Source organism: Pseudophaeobacter sp., assembly GCF_039971195.1.
Taxonomy (GTDB): domain Bacteria; phylum Pseudomonadota; class Alphaproteobacteria; order Rhodobacterales; family Rhodobacteraceae; genus Pseudophaeobacter.
This window is the reverse complement of record NZ_JBDWPJ010000098.1, coordinates 1-22,027: the sequence shown is the minus strand read 5'-3', so window position 1 is coordinate 22,027 and position 22,027 is coordinate 1. Positions and strand designations below refer to the sequence as shown.

Here is a 22,027-nt window from a genome sequence, read left to right as displayed (position 1 = left end):
TCCGCAACGCTTCAACGCTTCATTGTAAGCCGACCAGTTCTTGGTCTTGTATTTCGTAGGGCCCCAACTGCTCATAGCCTCTAGTTATCATCCTGGATTCACAAGATGAATCCCCTCAGGCTATTTGTGCAACAAAGCCGGTCCGGACATGAAGAGCGAAGAGGCGGGGCCAGGCAAGAGAACGAAACCCATTGCCCTTGCCTGGATGGCCCCGCCGAGGTGCCAGAGATCAAGTGCCAGAACCTAGCCGTCGGAGGCCAGTCCGCCGATCTTGCGAATTTGCGCCCAGACCTGGTCGACCCCTTCGCGGGCTTTGAGATTGGTGAAATAGCTCGGCAGGTCTGGTCGCATCCGGGTGGCATCCCGCGCCATGACCTCGAGGTCGGCGCCAACATAGGGCGCAAGATCCGTCTTGTTGATCACCAGAATATCCGACCGTGTAACTGCCGGGCCGCCCTTGCGGGGGATCTCTTCGCCCGCCGCCACGTCGATCACATAGATTGTCAGATCCGCCAGTTCCGGGCTGAAGGTGGCCGACAGATTGTCACCGCCGCTCTCGATCAGCACCACCTCCACCTCGGGGTGGCGTTCGACCAATTCGGCCACCGCCGCCAGATTGATCGAGGCATCTTCGCGGATGGCGGTATGCGGACAGCCGCCGGTCTCAACCCCGATGATCCGGTCCGAGGGCAGGATCTGCATCCGCACCAGCGCCTCGGCGTCTTCCTGGGTGTAGATGTCATTGGTGATGACACCAACCGAGTGTTTGCCGCGCAGGGTCTCGGCCAGGGCCGCTGTCAGCGTGGTCTTGCCGGCACCAACCGGTCCGCCGATGCCAATACGAAGGGGGCCATTGGGGCTACTCATGTGCGAAAGATCCTTGAACGTTGGGTTTCATGTTTCATTGCTGCGATATCCGCCAAAAAGGCCGTGGCCGAGAGCTGGTCCAGATCGCCATCCGATGTTTGCGCGGCGACCTCGGGCAGGCGGGCGCTGAGGCGTTGGAGGATCTGCTGCCCCTCGGTCTGGCCAACCGGCAGCAGCCGCTGGCCCGCCGCGATCAGGTTCGACAAAAAGCCTTGCAAATACATCCCCTGGGTCAGCTCCAGCGGCAGGGCATTGGCCGCAGAGGCAGCACCAAGCGCCACCGGATAGGTCAGCCCTGACAGCGCACCGCCCCAGAGGGTCTGGGTGACCCTGCCAAAGCTCGCGCCCTGCTGGCAAGTTTCAAACAGCCGCTCTTTTGAGGCGGCAAAGGCACGGGCGCTGGCATCTATTGCCGCCAAAGCCTCACCATCCCTGGCCCGCCAGGCGGCTGCCAGAAACAGGCTGTCGCACCATCCGCTGCCTTTTTTCAGCAGCTCTGTCAGCCAGGCCTCCAGACTTGTGCCATCCGTGACCCAGCCGTGATCCGCTGCCGCCTCCAGCCCGTGACTATAGGCAAAGGCACCCACCGGATAGGCAGGGGAGAGCCATTGGCTCAGCGTTAGTATTTGCGCATTAGTGGCTGTGGCCATGGGTGCGTCCGTGGCCATAGGCCCCGCCTTCCGGGGTAAAGGGCGCGGTGACTTCGCGCAGATCAGCGCCAAGCTTTTCCAGCATGTCGCGCAGCACATGATCCACCTGGATCAGCAAGCGGCTGTCTTCGACCTGACAGGGGGTGTGGCGATTGCCGATATGCCAGGCCAGCCGGGGCAGATCCCCGGTCACCTCCAGCAGAGCCTCGCTGGCGGGCACCACCTCGATCAGACGGCCATCGCTGAGTTTGAAAGCATCGCCGCGGCCAACAGAGCTTGTCTGCGCCAGATCCACCAGGAACTCGACGCCCTTGGCCGTGGTCAGGACTTTGCGGCGCAAAAAACGCGCCTCATAGGTGAGAGAGACGTGATCTTCGCCATGGTGGCTGTGGATCACTTCGCGGGCGGTTGGCAGGTCCATTATGGCCTCCTCAGAACATGAAATAGCGTTGCGCCATGGGCAGGACCTCGGCGGGTTGGCAGGTCAAGAGCTCGCCATCGGCGCGCACCTCATAGGTTTCGGGGTTCACCTCCATCACCGGGGTGGCGTCGTTCAGCAGAAGATCGCGTTTGCCGATGTCGCGGGTGTTTTTCACTGCCAGTGTCTGCTTTGCCAGCCCCAGGCTCTGGCCAATTCCCGCGGCCTGAGCCGCCTCTGAGACAAAGGTCACAGCGCTGTTTTCCACCGCGCGGCCATAGGCGCCAAACATCGGGCGCGAGTAAACCGGCTGCGGCGTCGGGATCGAGGCATTGGGATCGCCCATCTGTGCCATCACGATGGAGCCGCCCAGCAGCACCATCTCTGGCTTGACGCCAAAGAAGGCCGGGTCCCAAAGCACCAGGTCGGCGCGTTTGCCCTCGGCCAGGCTGCCGATCTCATGGGAGAGCCCATGGGCGATGGCCGGGTTGATGGTGTATTTGGCAATATAGCGCCGTACCCGGTAATTGTCGTTGTCGCCGGTTTCTTCGGCCAGGCGGCCGCGTTGTTTCTTCATTTTGTCGGCGGTTTGCCAGGTGCGGATCAGCACTTCGCCGACCCGGCCCATGGCCTGGCTGTCAGAGGCGATGATGGAAAAGGCGCCCATGTCGTGCAGGATATCTTCGGCGGCGATGGTCTCGCGGCGGATGCGGCTTTCGGCAAAGGCCACGTCCTCGGGGATGGATTTGTCCAGGTGATGGCAGACCATCAGCATGTCCAGATGTTCTTCCAGCGTGTTCACGGTGAAGGGGCGGGTTGGATTGGTGGAGGAGGGCAGCACATGGTCTTCGCCGCAGATCTTGATGATATCCGGCGCATGGCCACCGCCGGCGCCTTCGGTGTGGAAGGCATGAATGGTGCGGCCCTTGATGGCGCCGACAGTATGTTCGACAAAACCGCTTTCATTGAGCGTATCTGTGTGGATCATCACCTGCACATCCATCGCATCGGCCACCGAGAGGCAGCAATCGATGGCCGCCGGGGTGGAGCCCCAGTCTTCGTGCAGTTTCAACGCGCAGGCGCCGCCGAGCACCTGTTCCTCCAGCGCGGCGGGCAGGGCGGCGTTGCCCTTGCCGGCAAAGGCCAGATTCATCGGAAAGGCATCTGCGGATTGCAACATGCGGCCAATGTGCCAGGGGCCGGGGGTGCAGGTGGTGGCGAGGGTGCCATGGGCTGGCCCGGTGCCACCGCCCAGCATGGTGGTGAGGCCGGAATGCAGCGCGTCTTCGATCTGCTGCGGGCAGATGAAATGGATATGGCTGTCAAAGCCCCCCGCCGTCAGGATGCGCCCCTCGCCGGCGATGACCTCGGTGCCGGGGCCAACAATCACATCGACACCGGGTTGAGTGTCAGGATTGCCGGCCTTGCCGACCTTGGCGATGCGCCCGTCCTTGAGGCCGACATCGGCCTTGTAGATGCCGGAATGATCAATGATCAGCGCATTGGTGATCACCGTGTCCACCGCGCCGGCAGCGCGGGTCACCTGCGATTGGCCCATGCCGTCGCGGATCACCTTACCGCCGCCAAATTTCACCTCTTCGCCGTAGAGCGGCGCATTGCCGGGCTGCGTACTCCCGGCGGCGGCGCGTTCCGCTGTCAGGTCGCGTTCGACCTCGATGATCAGGTCGGTATCGGCAAGGCGCAGCCTGTCCCCGGTGGTGGGGCCAAACATGGCGGCATAATCGGCGCGGGAAATCTGTGTGGGCATGGGAGTGGTCCTCGTAGCAAATGGCGGCGCTGGGCTCAGAGCGCGCCCATGACTTTTTGGTTGAAGCCAAAGACGCGGCGATCACCAGAGATCGGCACCAGCTGCACTTCGCGGCGCTGGCCGGGTTCAAACCGCACAGCCGTCCCGGCAGCGATGTCCAGACGGTGGCCATGGGCGGCCGCGCGGTCGAACTCCAGGCCTGGGTTGGATTCGGCAAAGTGGTAGTGCGAGCCAACCTGAACCGGGCGGTCGCCACTATTGGCCACCATCAGCGTCAGGGGCTTGGCCCCGGCGTTCAGGGTCAGGGTGCCCGCAGCAGGCAGAAGCTCTCCGGGGATCATGCGCGCGCCTTCCAGGCGAGGTAGCCGCCGATAACCACTAGGGCGACCAGCGCGGCCAGGCCCATCATCTCTTCGGGATGGGTGTGGATATCGGCGGCGCCATGGGCCAGGGCAGGGGCTGCAGACAGGGCGGCAAACAGCGAGGCGGCAAGGGGGAGGGTCAGAGTCTTCATCAGAGCATTCCTTTTGAGCGATTGGTGTTTAGCGAATGGGGTTATGGACGGTCACCAGTTTGGTGCCGTCGGGAAAGGTGGCTTCGACCTGCACGTCATGGATCATCTCTGCGATGCCCTCCATGCATTGATCGCGGCTTATCACTTCGGCCCCGGCCTCCATCATATCCGCAACCGAGCGCCCGTCGCGGGCACCTTCGACCACGGCATCGGTGATCAGGGCAATGGCCTCGGGGTGGTTGAGCTTGACGCCCCGAGCTAGCCGGCGGCGGGCCACTTCGGCGGCCATGGCAATGAGCAATTTGTCTTTTTCACGGGGAGTCAGGTTCATGTCAGATCATCCAGCATCGGGGAAGAGTGTTATGGGTCAGGTGGTTCAACACCGGCAGCAGGCTCTGGCGCAGATCGTGGGCATCGGCGGCGAGGATACGCAGCACCAGAAGATCCGCGCCAATCAGTGAGGCGCCAGCCTGGTCGGGTAGCATGGCGCGCAGCGGGGAGAGCTGGCCTGCGGCATCCGGTGCCACATAGATCAGCGAGACCAGCGCCCGCGCCCCGGCAGCCACATGGGGGCGATCCAGCTGCGCCTGCATATCACCCTCAAACCGCAGGGCATCGCGGTAGAGCTCTTGGCCATTGCGGCGCAACAGGATGCGGTCGTGAAACAGGCCCTGGGTGACCGTCTCGCCCATGGCCAGGCGGCCAAAGACCAGCGGTTCCACCAGCAGCGCTGTGGCATCTGGTGCCAAATCGAGATCAAGACGCCGCGACAGGGCACAGCCCTGGAACAGGATGGTTTCCTGCGGCAGCCAGTTTACATGGCCGCCTTCCGCAACAGTCAGCTTGGTCTGCAACTGGCCGGTTTCCCCCGGCTGGGCGCGATAGGCGCGTTCAGAAGTCTGAGTGGTCAGGGTCAGGCTGGCGCCAGCACCGACCTCGGCTGCAATACGCATGTCATCGCCTCCGGTAATACCGCCTGCCGTGTTAACCAATACGGCCTCCAGCCCTGTGATTTTAGGGCGTGGAAACAGGCACCTGAAAGACCCGGACTGGCGCAGGCCGCGCAGGGCGCTGCCGCGTGTCGTCTGTTTGACAGAGAGCTTGATCCTGCCGCGGGCACGGGGCTGCGCGGGCTGAACCTCCTGGGCGGTTTGCTGGGATATGTCGGTCGTCAGGGTGATGCTGGTCTCCTCGGGTGGCAAAGTCACGACAGCGGCGGTGCCGCATATCTGTTGCCACTTTTTTCGGCACAACGGCCTGGGAGCTCCACAAAAACCTGCACATTCCGCGCTGGGAAAAATGAACTGCTCATTTTTTAGCGCGCCAAGCCCGCCGCTGCGCAAGTTTTGGGCATTGTTGAGTATGTGGGCGGAAAACGCACCGGCTTTCGTTGCTTCACTCCCGGCAATGCAGAAGCACTGTAGGGGCCTGACGGAGCGGATGTTTTCTGAAGGGTGTGTGACGACCAGACGAAGTGCAGCTCTGACCGGCCGCCACACGGGTGCAACAAAGGTTGCGGGGACTGGGTACGGAAAGAAGCGCATCGACGCAAGCACCCCCGACCCCCTCCGCCGGGAGATAAACATGATTAATCTTAAGACCACTCTGGCCGCCACGGCCGCCGTTGCCGCGCTCAGCACTGCGGCCCATGCCGATGACTGCGCTATCAAAGTTGGCGTTCTGCATTCGCTGTCCGGAACCATGGCGATTTCTGAAACCACGCTGAAAGACACCATGCTGATGCTGATCGACCAGCAGAATGCCGCCGGTGGCGTCATGGGCTGTGAGCTGGAAGCGGTTGTTGTCGACCCGGCCTCTGACTGGCCTTTGTTTGCGGAAAAAGCCCGCGAATTGCTGACCGTGCACGATGTTGACGTGATCTTTGGCAACTGGACCAGCGTCAGCCGCAAATCGGTGCTGCCGGTCATCGAAGAGCTGAACGGGCTGCTGTTCTACCCGGTGCAGTATGAGGGCGAAGAAAGCTCCAAAAACGTATTCTACACCGGTGCGGCCCCCAACCAGCAGGCGATCCCGGCAACTGACTACTTCCTCGAAGAGCTGGGCGTTGAGAAATTTGCGCTGCTGGGCACCGACTATGTCTACCCCCGCACCACCAACAACATCCTGGAAAGCTATCTGCAGTCCAAGGGCATCGCCAGCGAAGACATCTTTGTGAACTACACCCCCTTTGGTCACTCTGACTGGTCCAAGATCGTGGCCGATGTCGTGGCTCTGGCGGCTGACGGTAAAAAGGTCGGCGTGATCTCGACTATCAATGGCGACGCCAATATCGGTTTCTACAAGGAACTGGCCGCAGCAGGCATTTCTGCCGATGACATCCCCGTGGTTGCTTTCTCGGTGGGCGAGGAAGAACTGTCCGGTCTGGATACCTCCAACCTGGTCGGTCACCTGGCGGCCTGGAACTACTTCCAGTCGGCTGAGAGCGACGCCAACACCGCCTTTATCGACGCCTGGAAAGCCCAGATGGGGGATGAGCGCGTGACCAATGACCCGATGGAGGCCCATTACATCGGCTTCAACATGTGGGTGAACGCGGTTGAAACAGCCAAAACAGCCGATGTGGATGCGGTCCGTACTGCGATGTATGGCCAGGAATTCCCCAACCTGACCGGCGGTACTGCTGTGATGTTGCCAAACCACCACCTGGCCAAGCCAGTGCTGATTGGTGAAATCCAGGAAGATGGCCAGTTCGACATCATCAGCCAGACCTCCGAGGTTCCCGGCGATGCCTGGACCGACTTCCTGCCAGCCAGCGCTGTCTTGATGTCTGACTGGAAAGACATCGGTTGCGGTATGTACAACACCGAAACCAAAGCCTGCGTTCAGCTGAACTCGAACTACTGATCGTAACAGTCCTGCAGGGGGTCTCTCCTGCAGGACATTGAAGGCACCAGCATCATGAGAACTTCCTTTCTGGCGGGCCTTCTGGTCCTTCTATCCAGCTTTGCAGCCCTGGCCCAAGAGGCTACATCGCAGCCCTCTCCCTCTGAACCCTCAGCCATTCAGGCCCTGCTGCAAGAGCAGAGCGCATTGATCCTGAAAAGTTCACGCAAGACCATTGCCCCGGCCATTGCGGCGCTGGCCGATAGCGGCCTGCCACAGGCGCAGGCGGTGTTGGAGGCCTGGCAGGCCAAGGCGCTGTGGATGCGCAAATCTGACGGGGTGTTTTTCCGCGGTGAAAAGCTGGAGGCCAAGCGCTACCAGCTGTTTGATTTTCACAATGATGCGCCGGTCGGCGAATTTGCCAAATCCGATCTGAAGCAGATCAAGCCCAACAGCGGCATCCGCGCGATGATCGCCACGGCCCTGGTTCAGTTCCAACTGACCGATCCCGATCCGATCCGCCGGGCGGAGGCCCTGACCGCCATCGAGCGCGCCCCCGCTGCCGCGCTGCTGGCGCCCCTGCGCGCCTCCATCCGAAGCGAGACGGACCCGGTTCTGAAGGCCCGCAAGAGCCGCATCGAACAGCTGCTGACCATTGCTCATGATCCGGACGAGGCCCGCCGCATTGCGACGATCAAAACCATGTCTGATGATCTGGGGCTAGACGTGCGTGCCACGCTCAATCCGCTGGTGGTCACCCAATTGCAGGCCTTTGAAGGCGCAGTTCCGGCCGTGCTGAACATCGCCACGGAAATCACGCCCGGCGAGGCCGCACTGTCGCGTGAAGCCGCCTATGATCTGCTTGTTGCTGCCAAACTGGCGCCCGCTCTGGTCACGCGCGATGATATCCGGGCCACACTGGCCGCACATATCGAAGGCGGCAAGGTCGGCGGGGTGCCGATTGCGCAGCTGAACACAGATGCAGCCCGCACCCGCGCCTATACCGCTCTGGTCGAAGCCGATCTGGCCCCGGCCCTGGTGGGGGAGACGCAGATCACCGCTCATCTGGCCAAGCACAGCTTTGCTGAGGTCTACCAAGAGCCCTCGGCAGCGATTACAGAAGCCGCAGAAGCGGCGCTTGAGGCGATTTCTGCCCGCGTCGCCATGGGGCAGAGCCTGGATCTGACTCTCGATGCGCTGTCCCTGGCCTCGATCTATTTCCTGGCCGCCATTGGTCTGGCCATCACCTTTGGCGTCATGGGGGTGATCAATATGGCCCATGGTGAATTCATTATGATGGGCGCCTATACCGGTTACGTGGTGCAGCAGGTAATCCCCAACCACACCGTGTCGATCCTGGTGGCGGTGCCGCTGGCCTTTGCGGTGACCTTTGCCGCCGGGGTGGCGATGGAGCGGCTGGTTATTCGTTGGCTCTACAATCGGCCGCTGGAAACCCTGCTGGCCACCTTTGGCATCTCCATTGCGCTGCAACAGCTGGCCAAAAACATCTTTGGCACTCAGGCGCGTCCCCTGACCGCACCGGGCTGGCTGGATGGCGCCTGGGTGATCAATGATGTGGTTTCCATCAGCTATATCCGCATCGCCATCTTTGCCCTGGCGCTGATCTTCCTTGGGGTCTTCCTCTTTATCATGCGCCGCACCCGGTTGGGGCTGGAGACCCGCGCAGTGACCCAGAACCGAGCCATGGCCGGATCCATGGGGATCAACCCGGAGCGGGTCAATATGCTGACCTTTGGGCTGGGGTCCGGCATTGCCGGCATCGCAGGCGTTGCCATCGGGCTCTTTGCCAAGGTCACATCGGAACTGGGCTCGGATTACATCGTGCAAAGCTTCATGACCGTGGTGGTTGGCGGGGTTGGCAATATCTGGGGCACCCTGGCGGGAGCCACCATGATCGGCTTCTTCCAGAAAGGCGTCGAATGGCTGAACCCGTCGAACACGCTGGCAGCCCAGACCTATATGATCATCTTCATCATCGTCTTCATTCAATTTCGCCCACGAGGGATCATCGCCCTCAAAGGCCGGGCGGCAGGAGATTAAGCGATGTCCAACACCTTCCTGAAAACAAATCCCTCAACCCTGGTGTTTCTGGTTGTTCTGGCGCTGTTTACCCTGGCCGTCACCCTGCTGGCCGAAGGAGCCGGCGCCGGGGTGATCTCCACCAGCTTTATCAAAACCCTGGGCAAGACGCTTTGCCTGGCGCTGGTGGCGGTGGCGATGGATCTGGTCTGGGGCTACACGGGCATCCTGTCGCTGGGCCATTTCGCCTTCTTTGGTCTGGGCGGCTATATGATCGGCATGTGGCTGATGTATGCCCGCACCCAGGCCATCGTGGTCTCATCCCTGGCCGAGGCGCCGATCCCGGCCACCGAGAGCGAGATTACTGATGCCATTGGCAATCAGATCTTTGGCGTCGTGGGCTCCAGCGAATTCCCGATGATCTGGAGTTTCGCTGACAGTCTGGTGTTGCAACTCGCGCTGGTGGTGGCGGTGCCAGGGCTTTTGGCGCTGGTCTTTGGCTGGCTCGCCTTCCGCTCGCGGGTCACGGGCGTTTACTTGTCGATCCTGACCCAGGCGATGACCCTGGGTTTGGCGCTCTATCTGTTTCAGAACGACAGCGGGTTGCGCGGCAACAATGGTCTGTCGGGCCTGCAAAACCTGCCGGGCATGGACCACGTACCACAGGCGACCCTGTCGATCTGGTTCTTCTGGGCTTCGGCCCTGGCGCTTGCGCTGGGTTATCTCTTTGCCGCCTGGATTGTCTCGGGCAAGTTTGGCTCGGTGCTGCGCGGCATTCGTGACAATGAGGCCCGCGTGCGTTTCCTTGGCTATTCGGTCGAGGGCTACAAGCTGTTCATCTTTACCGTCACCGCCATTATCGCAGGTATCGCTGGGGCGCTTTATTATCCGCAGGCTGGCATCATCAACCCAGCCGAGATCGCGCCGGTGGCCTCGATCTATCTGGCTGTCTGGGTCGCCATCGGCGGGCGTGGGCGGCTGTACGGCGCAGTGATCGGTGCGGTCTTTGTCAGCCTGGTGTCCTCCTGGTTTACCGGCGGGCAGGCGCCAGATCTGAACCTTGGTTTCTATACCTTCAAATGGGTCGACTGGTGGCTCATCGTGCTGGGGCTCAGCTTTGTGTTGGTGACGCTCTTTGCGCCGCGTGGCATTGGCGGGCTGGTGGATCTGTGGAGCGACCGCAGACAGCCCGACCGACATGGTGCCGATCTGGGGCCGGGGGCAGGGGCCCTGCGCGAGAAGGAGGCCAGCAAATGAGTATGCTGCTGGAAGTCTCGGGTGTTTCGGTCAGCTTTGACGGGTTCAAGGCGATCAACAATCTCAGCTTTGCCATTGGCCCAGCGGAAATGCGGGCCATCATCGGCCCCAATGGCGCGGGCAAGACCACATTTATGGACATCGTCACCGGCAAGACCAAGCCGGATGAGGGCCGGGTCACCTGGGGCGAGCGCAATGTCTCGCTTTTGGGGATGAGCGAGGCGCGCATCGCCCGCGAGGGGGTCGGGCGCAAGTTCCAGAAGCCAACGGTGTTCGAAGATCAGACCGTGCTGGAAAACCTGTTGATGGCCCTGCGCGCCAATCGCAGCCCCTTTGCGGTGATGTTCTACCGCGCCAACCAGGCGGACCTGGAGCGGGTCGAGGAACTGGCCAGCGAGATTGGCCTGATCGATTCCTTGGCGCGCAAATCCGGCGAGTTGAGCCATGGGCAAAAGCAATGGCTGGAAATCGGCATGTTGCTGGCCCAGGAACCCCGGCTGCTTTTGGTGGATGAACCGGCGGCGGGGATGACCCCGGCGGAACGCGAACATACCACTGCCATTCTGGTCGAAGCCGCCAAGACCCGCGCGGTTGTGGTGGTGGAACATGACATGGAGTTTGTGCGCAGGCTCGATTGCCGCGTCACCGTGTTGCACGAGGGAGCCGTTCTGGCTGAAGGCTCTTTGGATCACGTGACCGCGAACAGCCAGGTCATTGACGTTTACCTGGGACGCTAGAAGATGCTGACACTCGAAGATTTCACCCTGCACTATGGCCATTCGCAGATCCTGCATGGGGTTTCGCTGGAGGCCAAGGCGGGCGCGGTGACCTGTGTCATGGGCACCAATGGGGTGGGTAAGACCAGCCTGATCCGGGCGATCTGCGGCCAGCATCAGCGATCAGGCGGGCGCATGGTTCTGGACGGCGAAGAACTACCGGCGATGCCCGCGCATAGATTGGCCAAAAAAGGCGTCGCCGTGGTGCCGCAGGGGCGGGAGATATTCCCGCAGCTCACCGTGCGCGAAAACATGGAGACCGGGTTCTCCTGCCTGCCCAAATCCGACCACCGCATTCCGGATGAGATCTTTGATCTCTTCCCGATCCTGAAGGATTTTATTGATCGGCGTGGTGGTGATCTGTCGGGCGGGCAACAGCAACAGCTGGCCATCGCCCGGGCGCTGATCACCCGGCCAAAACTGCTGCTGCTGGACGAGCCGACCGAGGGTATTCAGCCCAATGTGATCCAGCAGATCGGTGAGGTGATCCGCCTGTTGCGAGGGCGTGGTGAGATGGCAATCGTGCTGGTCGAACAGTATTTTGACTTTGCCTATGACCTGGCCGATCACATCGTGGTGCTGCGTCGCGGAGAGGTGATTTTTGACGGAGACAAGGCCAGCACCAGCCGCGAAGAGGTGCTGCCAAAGGTTTCCGTGTAGTCAGATATTTGCAATTTCGAAATTGGCCTACTGATCTGCGCGACATCAATGCGCCCCTATTAAGATAATTAAAACAGTGTCTTGCAGGGAAAATAGCTGGGCGCTGTTTTGCGTTATTCTCTGCGCGGTATGCGCTCTATTCCCGATTTGCATGGGTGATTTGAAATTGGCATTGGCCGCCGGTCGGCGCGATGCCTTAGGTATCCCCCACTGTTTCAGGAGGCCAACCAAGGCCACCGACATGGAGGGAAGAATGAACAAATTTATCCGCATTGCTGCGGCTGGTGTGATGTCGCTCGCCTTTGGCGCCGTGGCGCAGGCCGAAGTCACAGTCAAAGTCGCCTATGACGCCGATCCGGTGTCTCTGGATCCGCATGAGCAACTGTCTGGTGGGACGCTGCAGTTCTCGCATATGTCTTTTGACCCGCTGGTGCGCTGGACTCAGGACCTGCAGTTTGAACCCCGCCTGGCGGAAAGCTGGGAGCAGATCGACGCGCTGACCACCCGCTTTCACCTGCGCAGCGGCGTAAAGTTCCACTCTGGCAATATGCTGACCGCAGCGGATGTTGACTGGACCTTTGACCGCCTGAAAGAAAGCCCCGATTTCAAGGGCATCTTTAGCCAGTTCACCGATGTCAAAGTGATCGACGATCACACCTTTGACCTGATCACCTCGGAGCCCTATCCGCTGGTGCTGCACACGGTGACCTATATCTTCCCGATGGACAGCAAGTTCTATTCCGGCACCACCGATGACGGCAAGGACCGCGCCGAGCTGGTCAAGCACGGCGACAGCTTTGCCTCGCGTAATGTTTCCGGCACTGGTCCCTTTACCGTCACCTCGCGTGAGCAGGGCGTAAAGATGGTCTTTGACCGTTTTGACGGCTACTGGGATACCGAAACTGCGGGCAACGTGGATCAGATCATCCTGACCCCGATCAAGGAAAGCCCCACCCGTGTGGCAGCGTTGCTCTCTGGTGACGTTGATTTCATCGCGCCTGTGCCACCAACCGATCTGACCCGTGTCGAAGACAACGAAGGCACCAACCTGATCACCATGCCTGGCACCCGTATCATCACATTCCAGATGAACCAGAACCGTGTAGAGGCCTTCAAGGATGCGCGCGTGCGTCAGGCCATCGACTATGCCGTCAACAATGCCGGTATCGTAGATCGCATCATGCGCGGCTTTGGCACCGTTGGCGCCCAGTACAGCCCTGCAGGCTACCTCGGCCACAACCCCGATCTGGCCCCGCGTTTTGATCTGGCAAAAGCCAAGGAACTGATGGCCGAAGCAGGCTATGCCGATGGCTTTGAGATCACCATGATGGCGCCCAACAACCGCTATGTGAACGATGACAAAATCGCCCAAGCGGTTGCGTCGATGCTGGCGAAGATCAACATCAAGGTTGACCTGCAGACCATGCCAAAGGCCCAGTACTGGCCTGCCTTTGACGAGCGCGCAGCTGACATGATGATGATCGGCTGGCACGCGGATACCGAAGACTCGGCGAACTTCCACCAGTTCCTGAGCCACTGCTTTGACGAAGGCACAGGCAATGGTCAGTACAACGCCAACAACTTCTGTAACGCAGACGCGGATATGCTGATGGCCAAGGCCAATGCAGAAACCGATACTGAAAAGCGTGCAGAAATGCTGCAGCAGCTGGAAACCATCCTCTACAACGAGGCGGCTTTCATTCCGCTGCACTGGCAGAACCTCGCCTGGGGTGCCCGCAAAGGCGTCCATGCCGAAGCCATCGTGAACGCGCTGAACTTCCCTTACTTTGGTGACCTCGTCGTCGACTAAGGCAACAGCCAACTTCAGGGCCGGGGCGGGTCATTGCGATCCGCCCCGGTTTCATTATCAAGACAATTTGTATGGGGCCTACCTCCTGATCCTTCAGGCGGCAGAGACCTTATGCTCTATGCCACTCGTCCCAGGCTCCACTACCAACTGCCCCAGGAAGGTGTAAAAGCATGTTTGCTTACCTTGTGAAACGCGTGTTCCAGGCCATCGCGGTGATGTTTGTCATCTCGCTGATCGGCTTTGCCATTCAGGATAATCTTGGTGATCCGCTCAGAGAGCTGGTCGGCCAATCCGTGAGCGAAGAGGTCCGACAGGAACTGCGCGATGAACTGGGGCTGAATGACAGTTTCCTCACCCAGTATCTGCGTTTCGCCGGCAATGCGCTGCAGGGTGATCTGGGCACCAGCTATTTCTTCAAAGAGCCGGCGCTGGATGTGATCCTCAAAAAACTGCCCGCCACGCTGGAGCTGGTTTTGGGCGCTTCGGTCATTATCATCGGGTTGTCGATCCCGCTGGGCGTCTATACGGCAATCTACCCCAATACGGTCCTGAGCCGCCTGATCATGGGCATTTCGATCATTGGTATTTCGATCCCGGTGTTTCTGACGGCGATCCTGATGATCTTTGTCTTTGCGGTGGAACTGGGCTGGTTCCCCTCTTATGGCCGTGGCGACGTCGTGCATGTCTTTGGCTTTTGGGACACCAATTTTGCCACGCTGGACGGCTGGCAGCATATCCTGCTGCCCTCGGTCGCGCTGGCCTCGATCATGCTGCCGCTGTTTGTCCGCCTGATCCGGGCTGAGATGATGGAGGTGCTGCAGAGCGAATATGTCAAATATGCCAAGGCCAAGGGCATTCACCCGGGCCGGATCTATTTTGTCCATGCCCTGAAAAACACGCTGTTGCCGGTGATCACCGTCGGTGGTGTGCAGATCGGCACTATGGTGGCCTACACCATCCTGACCGAAACCGTGTTCCAGTGGCCGGGCATGGGCTTCATGTTCCTGGAGGCGGTGAACCGCGTCGATACCCCGCTGATCGTGGCCTATCTCATCGTGGTTGGCTTTATCTTTGTTGTCACCAATACAATCGTTGACCTGATCTACGGGCTGGTCAATCCCACCGTCAATCTTGCGAGGATGGGCGCATGAGCAGCCTGAGCACCAACTCCGAACCGTCGCGCTGGGCGCAGATCTGGAATTCCAACATCGGCTACAGTTTCCGCCGCAACCCGGTTGCCATGGTCTCTTTTGCCATCTTCCTGCTGATCGCGGTGATGTCCTTTTTTGCGCCGCTGATCGCGCCGTTTGATCCCTATGATCCGGCGCAGATCGATATCATGAACAGCGAATACCCGCCCGTCTGGGTGGAGAGTTCCGATCCGCAATTCATGCTCGGCACCGATGATCAGGGCCGCGATCTGTGGTCCACCATCCTCTATGGCACCCGCCTGTCGCTGCTGATCGGCATCTGTGCTGTGGGTCTTCAAGCCTTTCTGGGGATTTCGATTGGTTTGATCGCCGGCTATGTCGGCGGGCGGATCGACAGCCTGTTGATGCGACTAGCTGATATTCAACTGTCCTTCTCAACCCTGATGGTGGCGATCATCTTCCTGGCGGTGACCCAGGCGATGTTTGGCTCTGAGACCTTCAACCAATATGCGATCTATTTTCTGATTGCGGTGATTGGCGTCGCCGAATGGCCGCAATATGCCCGGACCGTGCGGGCCACCGTGCTGGCGGAAAAGAAGAAGGAATATGTCGACAGCGCCCGGGTGCTGGGCTTTGGCCCCATTCGCATCATGGTGCGCCATATCCTGCCCAACTCGCTGTCGCCGATCTTTGTGATCTCCACCGTGCAGGTGGCCAATGCCATCATCTCGGAGGCCTCGCTGTCTTTCCTCGGTCTGGGTATGCCGCCCAGCCAGCCCTCGCTCGGCTCGCTGATCTCTTCCGGCTTTGACTACATCTTCTCGGGCAGCTGGTGGATCACCGCCATTCCCGGCGTGGTGCTGGTGGTGCTGGTGCTGGTGATCAATCTCTTGGGTGACTGGCTGCGCGATGCCCTGAACCCCAAACTCTATAAGGGATAAGCGCGATGTCCTTGCTTTCCGTACGCGATCTGAGCGTAAAATTCGCCATGCGCGACAATACCGTAACCGCCCTCAACCAGATCAGCTTTGACCTGGCCAAAGGCGAGCGCCTGGGTATCGTCGGGGAATCCGGCGCCGGTAAATCAATCACCGGCTTTGCCCTGATGAACCTGCTGAGCCGCCCTGGCTATATCGACAGTGGCAAGATCATGTTTCTGGGTGATGACATCGCCGAGATGCCGGAGTCCAGGATGCGCAGCATCCGCGGCAATGAGATGGCGATGATCTTTCAGGATCCCATGGTGACGCTGAACCCGGTGCTGACCATCGGCCAGCAGATGGTGGAAACCCTGATGGCCCACCGCAAGCTCAGCAAGGCCGAGGCCGAGCAGATCGCCATCGTCAAACTGCGCGAGGTCTATATTCCCTCCCCCGAGGAACGTCTGGACCAATACCCGCACGAGCTCTCAGGCGGTATGCGCCAGCGGATCATTATTGCCATTGCCCTGCTGCTGGACCCGCAGCTGATCATCGCAGATGAGCCGACAACGGCGCTGGATGTGACCATTCAGGCCGATATCATGGAGCTGTTGCTGGAGCTGTGTGAATCCAACAAAGTTGGCCTGATCCTGATCACCCATGACCTCGGCGTGGTCAGCCAGATGACCGAACGCACTCTGGTGATGTATGCGGGCCGCATCATCGAATCCGGCCGTACACGCGAGATCATCAATGACCCGCAGCATCCCTATACCCAGGGGCTGATCAACGCGTTGCCGCAGCAGACAAAGCCGGGCCAGCGGCTCAAACAGATCCCCGGCAATATGCCCTCGCTGACGGCGATCCCCAAGGGCTGCCCCTTTAGCCCACGCTGCGAATATGTGCAGGACCATTGCCTCTCCGAGGAACCAAAACCGGTGCAATATACCCATGTTCAGGTGGCCTGCCACGAGGTCAACCGATTGCACAGCGACAAAGCTGAGGAGATGAACTGATGAGCACGCCTCAGCCCCTGTTGGAAATTCGCAATCTGGAAAAACGCTTTGAGCTGGACCGTGGGTTCCTGGAAACCCTGAAGTTCAAGCGTGGCAAGCTGGTGCAGGAAAAGCGCGAAGTGCATGCCGTCAACAATATCTCGCTGGAGGTCGCCTCCGGAGAGGCGCTCTGTGTGGTTGGCGAAAGCGGCTGTGGGAAATCCACAGTGGCGCGGCTGATTGCCGGCCTGCTGACGCCCAGTGCCGGAGAGATCCATTATGCCGGCGAGCGCATTGATGACCGCTCGCGCCGTGCCCTGATGCCGCTGCGCAAGAAGATGCAGATGATCTTTCAGAATCCCTATGCATCACTGAACCCGCGCATGACCATCCAGCAGGCGCTGGAAGAGCCGGTGCGCTATCACAACCCCGCCCTGTCCAAAGGCGAGGTGCGCGACAAGGTGGCGGATGTGATGCGGGCCGTGGGCGTCGATCCTAGCTGGGCCGGTCGCTACCCGCATGAATTCTCTGGCGGTCAACGGCAACGGATCGCCATTGCCCGCGCCCTGACCGTTGATCCGGAGTTCATCATCGCGGACGAGCCTATCTCGGCGCTGGATGTTTCCATTCAGGCGCAGGTGCTGAACCTGATGCTGGAGGCCAAAGATGAGCGCGGTCTCACCTATCTGTTCATCACCCATGACCTGAGCGTGGTACAGCACTTTGGCACCAAGGTTGCGGTGCTCTATCTCGGTTCGGTTTGCGAGCTCTCGGATACGGCAACCCTGTTTGAAAACCCCAAACACCCCTATACCCGCGCTTTGCTTTCTGCGGTTCCGCAGTTAAAAGATGATCATCCCAACCACATCCGATTGCGTGGCGAAATCCCGACACCAATCAACCTGCCGCAGGGATGTCCCTTTGAAAGTCGCTGTGCCCATGCCAATAGCCGGTGTCAGAACGAGCAACCTCGCCCCCAGCTGCAGCCGGATGGGGCCCTGGTGGCCTGTCATGGCGTCGAAGAGGGGCGGTTGGACGGGTAAAGCCCCGGTGCTGCGGAACGGAATGACACAGTGGACATAGCCTGGCTCAGAGATTTTGAGGCTTTGGTAGCGCAGAAGAATTTCTCGCGCGCGGCCGAAGACCGCAATGTCAGCCAACCGGCTTTTTCTCGGCGTATCCGTGCGCTGGAAGAGGAGTTCGGCGTCAAGCTGATCAATCGCCAGACCCTGCCGCTGTCGCTGACCCCGGCAGGGGAGGTGTTTCTGGCGCAGTCCCGGGTAATGCTGCGCACCTATGATGAGACGCTGGAGCGCTGCCAGATCATTGATGCGGCGGGCGAAAATGTCATCCGCTTTGCCACCTCGCAATCGCTCTATATGACCCATTACAAGACCCATATCGCCCCGATGGTAGAGATGGGCGGGCTGGAGATTGACCTCAATTCAACCAGCTGGGCAGCGGATCAATTTGTCTCGGCCCTGCAGCAGCGCTATTGCGACGTGATCCTGACCTATTGGCACCCGTCCATGGATGCGCTGGCGCCGCTGGCGCTGGGCAATTGCGACCATATCACCCTGACCAAGGATCAGTTCGTGCCGGTCTCCAAATCTGGCCCTGATGGGCCGTTGCACAGCTTTGAAGGCAGGCCAAAGAAACCGGTCTCTCTGCTGTCCTATGGCACGGTTTCGGCGCTGCGCTCGGTGGTGGAACACGCCCTGCGGCAAAACGCGGAGGGGCCAAAGATGCTGGTGGTCAATCAAAGCGCCTTGGCCAGTTCTGTGAAGGCCATGGTGATGGAGGGGTTTGGTCTGGGGTGGTTGCCGCAGGAGCTGTGCAAGACAGAGCTGGACGAGGGCCGCATGCAGATCGTTGGCGGCGTAGAGCAGCGCCATGCCCTGGAAATCCGCCTCTATCGTGACCGGGACAATAGCAAACCGACGCTGGACCGATTGTGGCAAGACATGCAGGCGCTGGCGCAACAGGGCGCTGAGCAGTACAACAGTTGACCTCACTCTGGCGCTGAGCCATGTTTTACCAATAGCTCCCGGCCTGATATGAGGTTCTTTTTATGCATGGTTTTCCCTTTATGACCCGTTCTACACTGGGGGCCGTTTTTGCAACGGCTCTGGCTTTTACTGCGCCCGCAACGGCGCAGAACGCCGCCGTGAAAGAGGCTCTGAAAACACCGGGTGCCCGTGTCACCCTCCCAGTGGAAACCGCCAAAGCTCCGTTTTCCAAAGATTTTATTTCGGCCGCACAGCAGGCTTTCAACAGTTTTCATGCCCAGATGGGAGGAGATCATACCCTATACTATCTCCAGAATTTTGCCTCAGTGATGCGCACAGATCTTGTGGCGCCAAACCCGGTTTATACGCCCTTTGAATACGCGTTGGATCCGGCGATTGAAGAGATCACTATCACCACCGAAAGCGCCGGACCACTGGCGTTGAAAGACTACATCACTCATCCGATTTTTCGTCATCAGGGCCTGATGATGGTGCATAAAGGCAAGGTGGTCTACGAGGCCTATCCCGGCATGTCCTCCTCGGATGTGCATCTCTGGGCCTCGGCCTCCAAAACGCTGACAGGCCTGCTCGCTTCCAGCTTCATCGAAGACGGGCGGGTTGATCCGGGGCAACCTGTGACGGCCTATGCCGATGCTTTGAAGGGTACGGCCTGGGATGGGGTTCGGGTTATCGATCTGATCAACCACACCACGGGCCTTGACATCGAGGAAACCAATGAGTCGATCCTGAACCCGCAGAGCATGTTTGTGCGCTTTGTTCTGGCGACCTTTGGCTCCACCGATCCCAACCTGGATGTGGGCGATTGGCTTGAAGTGCTGCGCGCGGTCACGCCGCTAGAAGGCGAAGGGCCCGGCGAGCGGTTTCGCTATTCATCGCTCAACACCCATGTGCTTGGCATGGTGCTGGAAGGGGTGACCGATCTGCGGGTGTCCGATGTCATTGGTCAGGAAATCTGGGGGCATTTACAAGCCCGTATGCCGCTGTTGGTGCATCTGGCGCCAGATGGCCAGGGGCTGAACATGGGTATTGTCTCCTCCAGCTTGGAAGACATGGCCAAGTTTGGCGTGTTGTGGACTCCGAGCTGGCGGGCTGTTTCCGAAACGCCGGTGGTGTCTCAGGCGGCGCTTGACCGTATTCGGGCCGGCGGAGATCCGGCGGCGTTTCAGGGCGGCGCCAAAGAGGGGCAGGCGCTGTCACTGTTTGCAGAGAAACCTGTCAAAGGCGCTTACCAGTTTGATTTCATTTTTGAAGACGGAGCCTTGTATAAACATGGCAACACCGGGCAGGGGATCTATATCGACCCCGAACGGGATTTTGTCGGGGTCTATTTCTCGGCGACGCCCTATATTGCCCCATACGGAGAGATCAAGGCACCGGCCTATATACGGGCGGCAGCAAAACGCCTTGCCGGGGAATAGTGCGCCTGGGCGCAATCAGACTGTACAAACGAAGCGCCCGGGTAGGGTAGTCGCGCCTAGTGTACCAAAAAAACGACTGTTGTTTGCAATGGGGCGTGGCAAGTTGACCGGCCAGTTTCCGGGGCGCTAAACTGGGTTTGTACCTTTTAACAAGTCGGTATTTGACATCTGGCCATGGCATTTTCCGTAACTGTTCTCAAAGATCTGAACCTTGTGGTGACACAGTACAGCGGTGTTGTGGATGCGGCGCAGATGATGGCAGCACAGCGTGCCACGCTGGAGGATGCTGACTACCAGCCCGGGATGGTAGAGCTGACTGTGGTCTCGGAACTGCAGGAAACCGATATGGATTTTCCCCAGGTGCTGAGCCATCGCGCCCGCATGGCGGAGTACTACGGTGGGAAACAGGAGCCGACGGCGCATTACATTATCGCGGCGACGGATCTTGGCTATGGCCTGGCGCGGATGTACCAGACCCTGGTGGAAGAGCATATTCCCAATTTGCACCTCTCGATCTACCGTAGCGAAGGCGAAGCGCTGCAGGCCATGGGCCGCGCGGAAGCCAACCTTGCGGAGCTGCTGGGAGGGTGACCCAGGCAGAGCCTTACCCCTGAGAGCTACTGCGGCGGCAGATCCACGGTATAGGGTTTCAGGCTTTCCAGAAAAGTATCGACAAAATCCAGCGACAGCAGTGAACGGCTGCCAGAGGCCGGGCGCAGGATCGAAAGCCAATGGTAGATCTCGGGCTCAAAGGGGCGCATCGCAACGTTTTTTGATTTGAACTGATCCGCATCCAGGGCGCTGACCACCGAAACGCCCTGGCCCTCGGCCACCATCAGGCAGGCGGTTGAAAATTGACGCACCTCGACCCAGGAGTTCAACAAGACGCCGTGATCCGAAAAGGACTGCGACAGGCTGTTGAAGAAGGGGCTGCTCTTGCGGGTGTGGATGATCTTTTCGTCCACCAGATCCAGCGGTGAGATGCGCTCCAGCTTGCCCAGCCGATGGCCACGCGGAAAGATACAGACGGTTTTGACCGCAATGTCGATATGTTCAACCGCCGGATGGCCAGAGAACCCATCTGTTATGCCACAGTCATATTGCTCGCCTATGATCCACTCCAGGATCCGCTCCGGGCGGTCCGGCTCAAGCGTGAGATTCACTCCCGGACGCTGCTGCAGAAACTTGGCCAGCAGTTTTGGCAAATGGGAGCTGGCAAAGCCGGGCAGACAGGCAATACGCAGATGCCCGGCGGTACGATCGGTCAAGTCCCGGTTGAGTTCTTCGAGATGGCGCAGGCTGTCAAAGACCCGGCCGACTTCGGACAAGAGATAGCGCGCCTCGCTGGTGGGAATCAGCATACCGTCCTTGCGCTGAAACAGCTCGATTGCAACCGAATTGGAAAAGTCTGACAACAATCGGCTGGTGGCGGGCTGCGAAATGCCCAAAGCTTTTGCAGCGCGAGTCACCGAGCCGGTCTGCGCCACGGCCTGAAAGGCCTCTAGCTGTCTCAGTTTGAATTTCAATGACTTAGCCTCAATTTTCTGGACGATTTTAGACAACTCATAACATTGTATTATGCTTGATGTCAAAAAACTTTCACTTGCATTATGCTCTGTTCTGCTCACTCTTTAGGCATCAGATGAACGGGGAGAACTCTTATGTCTATCAAATCACTTCTTTGCACCTCGGCCGTCCTGGCCTCTACTGCGGGTGTTGCCTTTGCTGAAACCGAGGTTCAGTGGTGGCATGCCATGGGCGGCGCCAATGGCGAACGCGTCAACAAAATCGCCGAAGATTTCAACGCCACGCAGAGCGACTACAAGGTCGTTCCTGTCTACAAGGGTAACTATACCGAAACCATGACAGCGGCGATTGCGGCCTTCCGTGCCAAGGAGCACCCGCAGAT

The 22,027-nt window shown here is 59.6% G+C and carries 22 protein-coding genes and 1 pseudogene; 14 read left to right on the top strand and 9 right to left on the bottom strand.

Annotation, left to right across the window (positions count from 1 at the left end; translation table 11 throughout):
• Positions 1–243: 243 nt before the first annotated feature.
• From ureG to ABJP42_RS08695, 8 genes are read right to left on the bottom strand one after another with little or no spacing between them, the layout of a single operon-like run.
• Positions 244–867: an urease accessory protein UreG gene (ureG, locus tag ABJP42_RS08730; RefSeq protein ID WP_348339937.1), complete on the bottom strand. Its 624-nt coding sequence runs from the start codon at positions 865–867 to the stop codon at positions 244–246.
• Positions 864–1,517, bottom strand: coding sequence for an urease accessory protein UreF (locus tag ABJP42_RS08725; RefSeq protein WP_348339936.1), 654 nt, complete (start codon positions 1,515–1,517; stop codon positions 864–866). Before ABJP42_RS08725 ends, ureG begins: the two co-directional genes overlap by 4 nt.
• Positions 1,501–1,938 carry an urease accessory protein UreE gene (locus tag ABJP42_RS08720; protein WP_348339935.1) on the bottom strand — a complete coding sequence of 146 codons (438 nt, stop codon included), beginning with the start codon at positions 1,936–1,938 and terminating at the stop codon, positions 1,501–1,503. The genes ABJP42_RS08725 and ABJP42_RS08720 overlap by 17 nt, the downstream gene beginning before the upstream one ends.
• Before the next feature lie 10 nt (positions 1,939–1,948).
• Positions 1,949–3,703: an urease subunit alpha gene (gene ureC / locus ABJP42_RS08715; RefSeq protein ID WP_348339934.1), complete on the bottom strand. Its 1,755-nt coding sequence runs from the start codon at positions 3,701–3,703 to the stop codon at positions 1,949–1,951.
• A gap of 35 nt (positions 3,704–3,738) precedes the next feature.
• Complete coding sequence (locus ABJP42_RS08710; RefSeq protein WP_348339933.1) at positions 3,739–4,044, bottom strand: urease subunit beta; 306 nt, start codon at positions 4,042–4,044, stop codon at positions 3,739–3,741.
• The gene (locus tag ABJP42_RS08705; protein ID WP_348339932.1) at positions 4,041–4,217 is read right to left on the bottom strand and encodes a hypothetical protein; all 177 of its coding nucleotides are present in this window, start codon (positions 4,215–4,217) and stop codon (positions 4,041–4,043) included. The genes ABJP42_RS08710 and ABJP42_RS08705 overlap by 4 nt, the downstream gene beginning before the upstream one ends.
• A gap of 28 nt (positions 4,218–4,245) precedes the next feature.
• Positions 4,246–4,548, bottom strand: coding sequence for an urease subunit gamma (locus ABJP42_RS08700; protein ID WP_278921113.1), 303 nt, complete (start codon positions 4,546–4,548; stop codon positions 4,246–4,248).
• A gap of 1 nt (position 4,549) precedes the next feature.
• A complete protein-coding gene (locus ABJP42_RS08695) occupies positions 4,550–5,425 on the bottom strand; it encodes an urease accessory protein UreD (protein WP_348339931.1) in 876 nt (291 codons plus the stop codon).
• A 376-nt stretch (positions 5,426–5,801) separates the two neighbouring features.
• Between ABJP42_RS08695 and urtA the strand changes: the two genes are divergently transcribed.
• The 13 genes from urtA (at position 5,802) to ABJP42_RS08630 (ending at position 20,709) form a co-directional block, all read left to right on the top strand.
• Entirely contained in the window at positions 5,802–7,082 is a 1,281-nt protein-coding gene (gene urtA, locus ABJP42_RS08690) for an urea ABC transporter substrate-binding protein (protein WP_348339930.1), read from the top strand.
• Between the two features lie 54 nt (positions 7,083–7,136).
• Positions 7,137–9,122 carry an urea ABC transporter permease subunit UrtB gene (gene urtB / locus ABJP42_RS08685; RefSeq protein WP_348339929.1) on the top strand — a complete coding sequence of 662 codons (1,986 nt, stop codon included), beginning with the start codon at positions 7,137–7,139 and terminating at the stop codon, positions 9,120–9,122.
• 3 nt (positions 9,123–9,125) lie between these two features.
• Positions 9,126–10,358 carry an urea ABC transporter permease subunit UrtC gene (gene urtC / locus ABJP42_RS08680; RefSeq protein WP_348339928.1) on the top strand — a complete coding sequence of 411 codons (1,233 nt, stop codon included), beginning with the start codon at positions 9,126–9,128 and terminating at the stop codon, positions 10,356–10,358.
• Positions 10,355–11,095, top strand: a complete 741-nt coding sequence (urtD, locus tag ABJP42_RS08675) for an urea ABC transporter ATP-binding protein UrtD (RefSeq protein ID WP_348339927.1) — start codon at positions 10,355–10,357, stop codon at positions 11,093–11,095. The genes urtC and urtD overlap by 4 nt, the downstream gene beginning before the upstream one ends.
• Before the next feature lie 3 nt (positions 11,096–11,098).
• Entirely contained in the window at positions 11,099–11,794 is a 696-nt protein-coding gene (gene urtE / locus ABJP42_RS08670) for an urea ABC transporter ATP-binding subunit UrtE (protein ID WP_348339926.1), read from the top strand.
• 253 nt (positions 11,795–12,047) lie between these two features.
• Entirely contained in the window at positions 12,048–13,604 is a 1,557-nt protein-coding gene (locus tag ABJP42_RS08665; RefSeq protein WP_348339925.1) for an ABC transporter substrate-binding protein, read from the top strand.
• A 170-nt stretch (positions 13,605–13,774) separates the two neighbouring features.
• Positions 13,775–14,755: an ABC transporter permease gene (locus ABJP42_RS08660; protein WP_348339924.1), complete on the top strand. Its 981-nt coding sequence runs from the start codon at positions 13,775–13,777 to the stop codon at positions 14,753–14,755.
• Positions 14,752–15,696 carry an ABC transporter permease gene (locus ABJP42_RS08655; protein ID WP_348339923.1) on the top strand — a complete coding sequence of 315 codons (945 nt, stop codon included), beginning with the start codon at positions 14,752–14,754 and terminating at the stop codon, positions 15,694–15,696. The genes ABJP42_RS08660 and ABJP42_RS08655 overlap by 4 nt, the downstream gene beginning before the upstream one ends.
• A gap of 5 nt (positions 15,697–15,701) precedes the next feature.
• Complete coding sequence (locus tag ABJP42_RS08650; RefSeq protein ID WP_348339922.1) at positions 15,702–16,691, top strand: ABC transporter ATP-binding protein; 990 nt, start codon at positions 15,702–15,704, stop codon at positions 16,689–16,691.
• A complete protein-coding gene (locus tag ABJP42_RS08645) occupies positions 16,691–17,713 on the top strand; it encodes an ABC transporter ATP-binding protein (RefSeq protein ID WP_348339921.1) in 1,023 nt (340 codons plus the stop codon). Before ABJP42_RS08650 ends, ABJP42_RS08645 begins: the two co-directional genes overlap by 1 nt.
• A gap of 30 nt (positions 17,714–17,743) precedes the next feature.
• Positions 17,744–18,679: a LysR family transcriptional regulator gene (locus ABJP42_RS08640; protein WP_348339920.1), complete on the top strand. Its 936-nt coding sequence runs from the start codon at positions 17,744–17,746 to the stop codon at positions 18,677–18,679.
• Between the two features lie 80 nt (positions 18,680–18,759).
• Positions 18,760–20,118 carry a serine hydrolase domain-containing protein gene (locus ABJP42_RS08635; protein WP_348339919.1) on the top strand — a complete coding sequence of 453 codons (1,359 nt, stop codon included), beginning with the start codon at positions 18,760–18,762 and terminating at the stop codon, positions 20,116–20,118.
• Between the two features lie 174 nt (positions 20,119–20,292).
• Positions 20,293–20,709 (top strand): hypothetical protein, encoded by a 417-nt coding sequence (locus tag ABJP42_RS08630; RefSeq protein ID WP_348339918.1) that lies wholly within the window; start codon positions 20,293–20,295, stop codon positions 20,707–20,709.
• 26 nt (positions 20,710–20,735) lie between these two features.
• On the opposite strand, the gene ABJP42_RS08625 is transcribed toward ABJP42_RS08630, so the two are convergent.
• On the bottom strand, positions 20,736–21,644 hold the full coding sequence (locus tag ABJP42_RS08625; RefSeq protein ID WP_348339938.1) for a LysR substrate-binding domain-containing protein: 909 nt from the start codon (positions 21,642–21,644) through the stop codon (positions 20,736–20,738).
• 135 nt (positions 21,645–21,779) lie between these two features.
• Between ABJP42_RS08625 and ABJP42_RS08620 the strand changes: the two are divergent.
• Positions 21,780–22,027, top strand: a pseudogene (locus tag ABJP42_RS08620) (sn-glycerol-3-phosphate ABC transporter substrate-binding protein UgpB); the annotation flags it as partial.

Bases quoted from the DNA above. Each gene is read 5' to 3' on its own strand.
- ABJP42_RS08705 (WP_348339932.1), bottom strand. From the start codon at position 4,217: ATGAAGACTCTGACCCTCCCCCTTGCCGCCTCGCTGTTTGCCGCCCTG.
- urtE (WP_348339926.1), top strand. From the start codon at position 11,099: ATGCTGACACTCGAAGATTTCACCCTGCACTATGGCCATTCGCAGATC.
- urtC (WP_348339928.1), top strand. From the start codon at position 9,126: ATGTCCAACACCTTCCTGAAAACAAATCCCTCAACCCTGGTGTTTCTG.
- ABJP42_RS08645 (WP_348339921.1), top strand. From the start codon at position 16,691: ATGAGCACGCCTCAGCCCCTGTTGGAAATTCGCAATCTGGAAAAACGC.
- urtA (WP_348339930.1), top strand. From the start codon at position 5,802: ATGATTAATCTTAAGACCACTCTGGCCGCCACGGCCGCCGTTGCCGCG.
- ABJP42_RS08700 (WP_278921113.1), bottom strand. From the start codon at position 4,548: ATGAACCTGACTCCCCGTGAAAAAGACAAATTGCTCATTGCCATGGCC.
- urtB (WP_348339929.1), top strand. From the start codon at position 7,137: ATGAGAACTTCCTTTCTGGCGGGCCTTCTGGTCCTTCTATCCAGCTTT.
- ABJP42_RS08665 (WP_348339925.1), top strand. From the start codon at position 12,048: ATGAACAAATTTATCCGCATTGCTGCGGCTGGTGTGATGTCGCTCGCC.
- ABJP42_RS08660 (WP_348339924.1), top strand. From the start codon at position 13,775: ATGTTTGCTTACCTTGTGAAACGCGTGTTCCAGGCCATCGCGGTGATG.
- ABJP42_RS08635 (WP_348339919.1), top strand. From the start codon at position 18,760: ATGACCCGTTCTACACTGGGGGCCGTTTTTGCAACGGCTCTGGCTTTT.
- ABJP42_RS08630 (WP_348339918.1), top strand. From the start codon at position 20,293: ATGGCATTTTCCGTAACTGTTCTCAAAGATCTGAACCTTGTGGTGACA.
- ABJP42_RS08720 (WP_348339935.1), bottom strand. From the start codon at position 1,938: ATGGACCTGCCAACCGCCCGCGAAGTGATCCACAGCCACCATGGCGAA.
- ureG (WP_348339937.1), bottom strand. From the start codon at position 867: ATGAGTAGCCCCAATGGCCCCCTTCGTATTGGCATCGGCGGACCGGTT.
- ABJP42_RS08710 (WP_348339933.1), bottom strand. From the start codon at position 4,044: ATGATCCCCGGAGAGCTTCTGCCTGCTGCGGGCACCCTGACCCTGAAC.
- ureC (WP_348339934.1), bottom strand. From the start codon at position 3,703: ATGCCCACACAGATTTCCCGCGCCGATTATGCCGCCATGTTTGGCCCC.
- ABJP42_RS08655 (WP_348339923.1), top strand. From the start codon at position 14,752: ATGAGCAGCCTGAGCACCAACTCCGAACCGTCGCGCTGGGCGCAGATC.
- ABJP42_RS08725 (WP_348339936.1), bottom strand. From the start codon at position 1,517: ATGGCCACAGCCACTAATGCGCAAATACTAACGCTGAGCCAATGGCTC.
- ABJP42_RS08650 (WP_348339922.1), top strand. From the start codon at position 15,702: ATGTCCTTGCTTTCCGTACGCGATCTGAGCGTAAAATTCGCCATGCGC.
- urtD (WP_348339927.1), top strand. From the start codon at position 10,355: ATGAGTATGCTGCTGGAAGTCTCGGGTGTTTCGGTCAGCTTTGACGGG.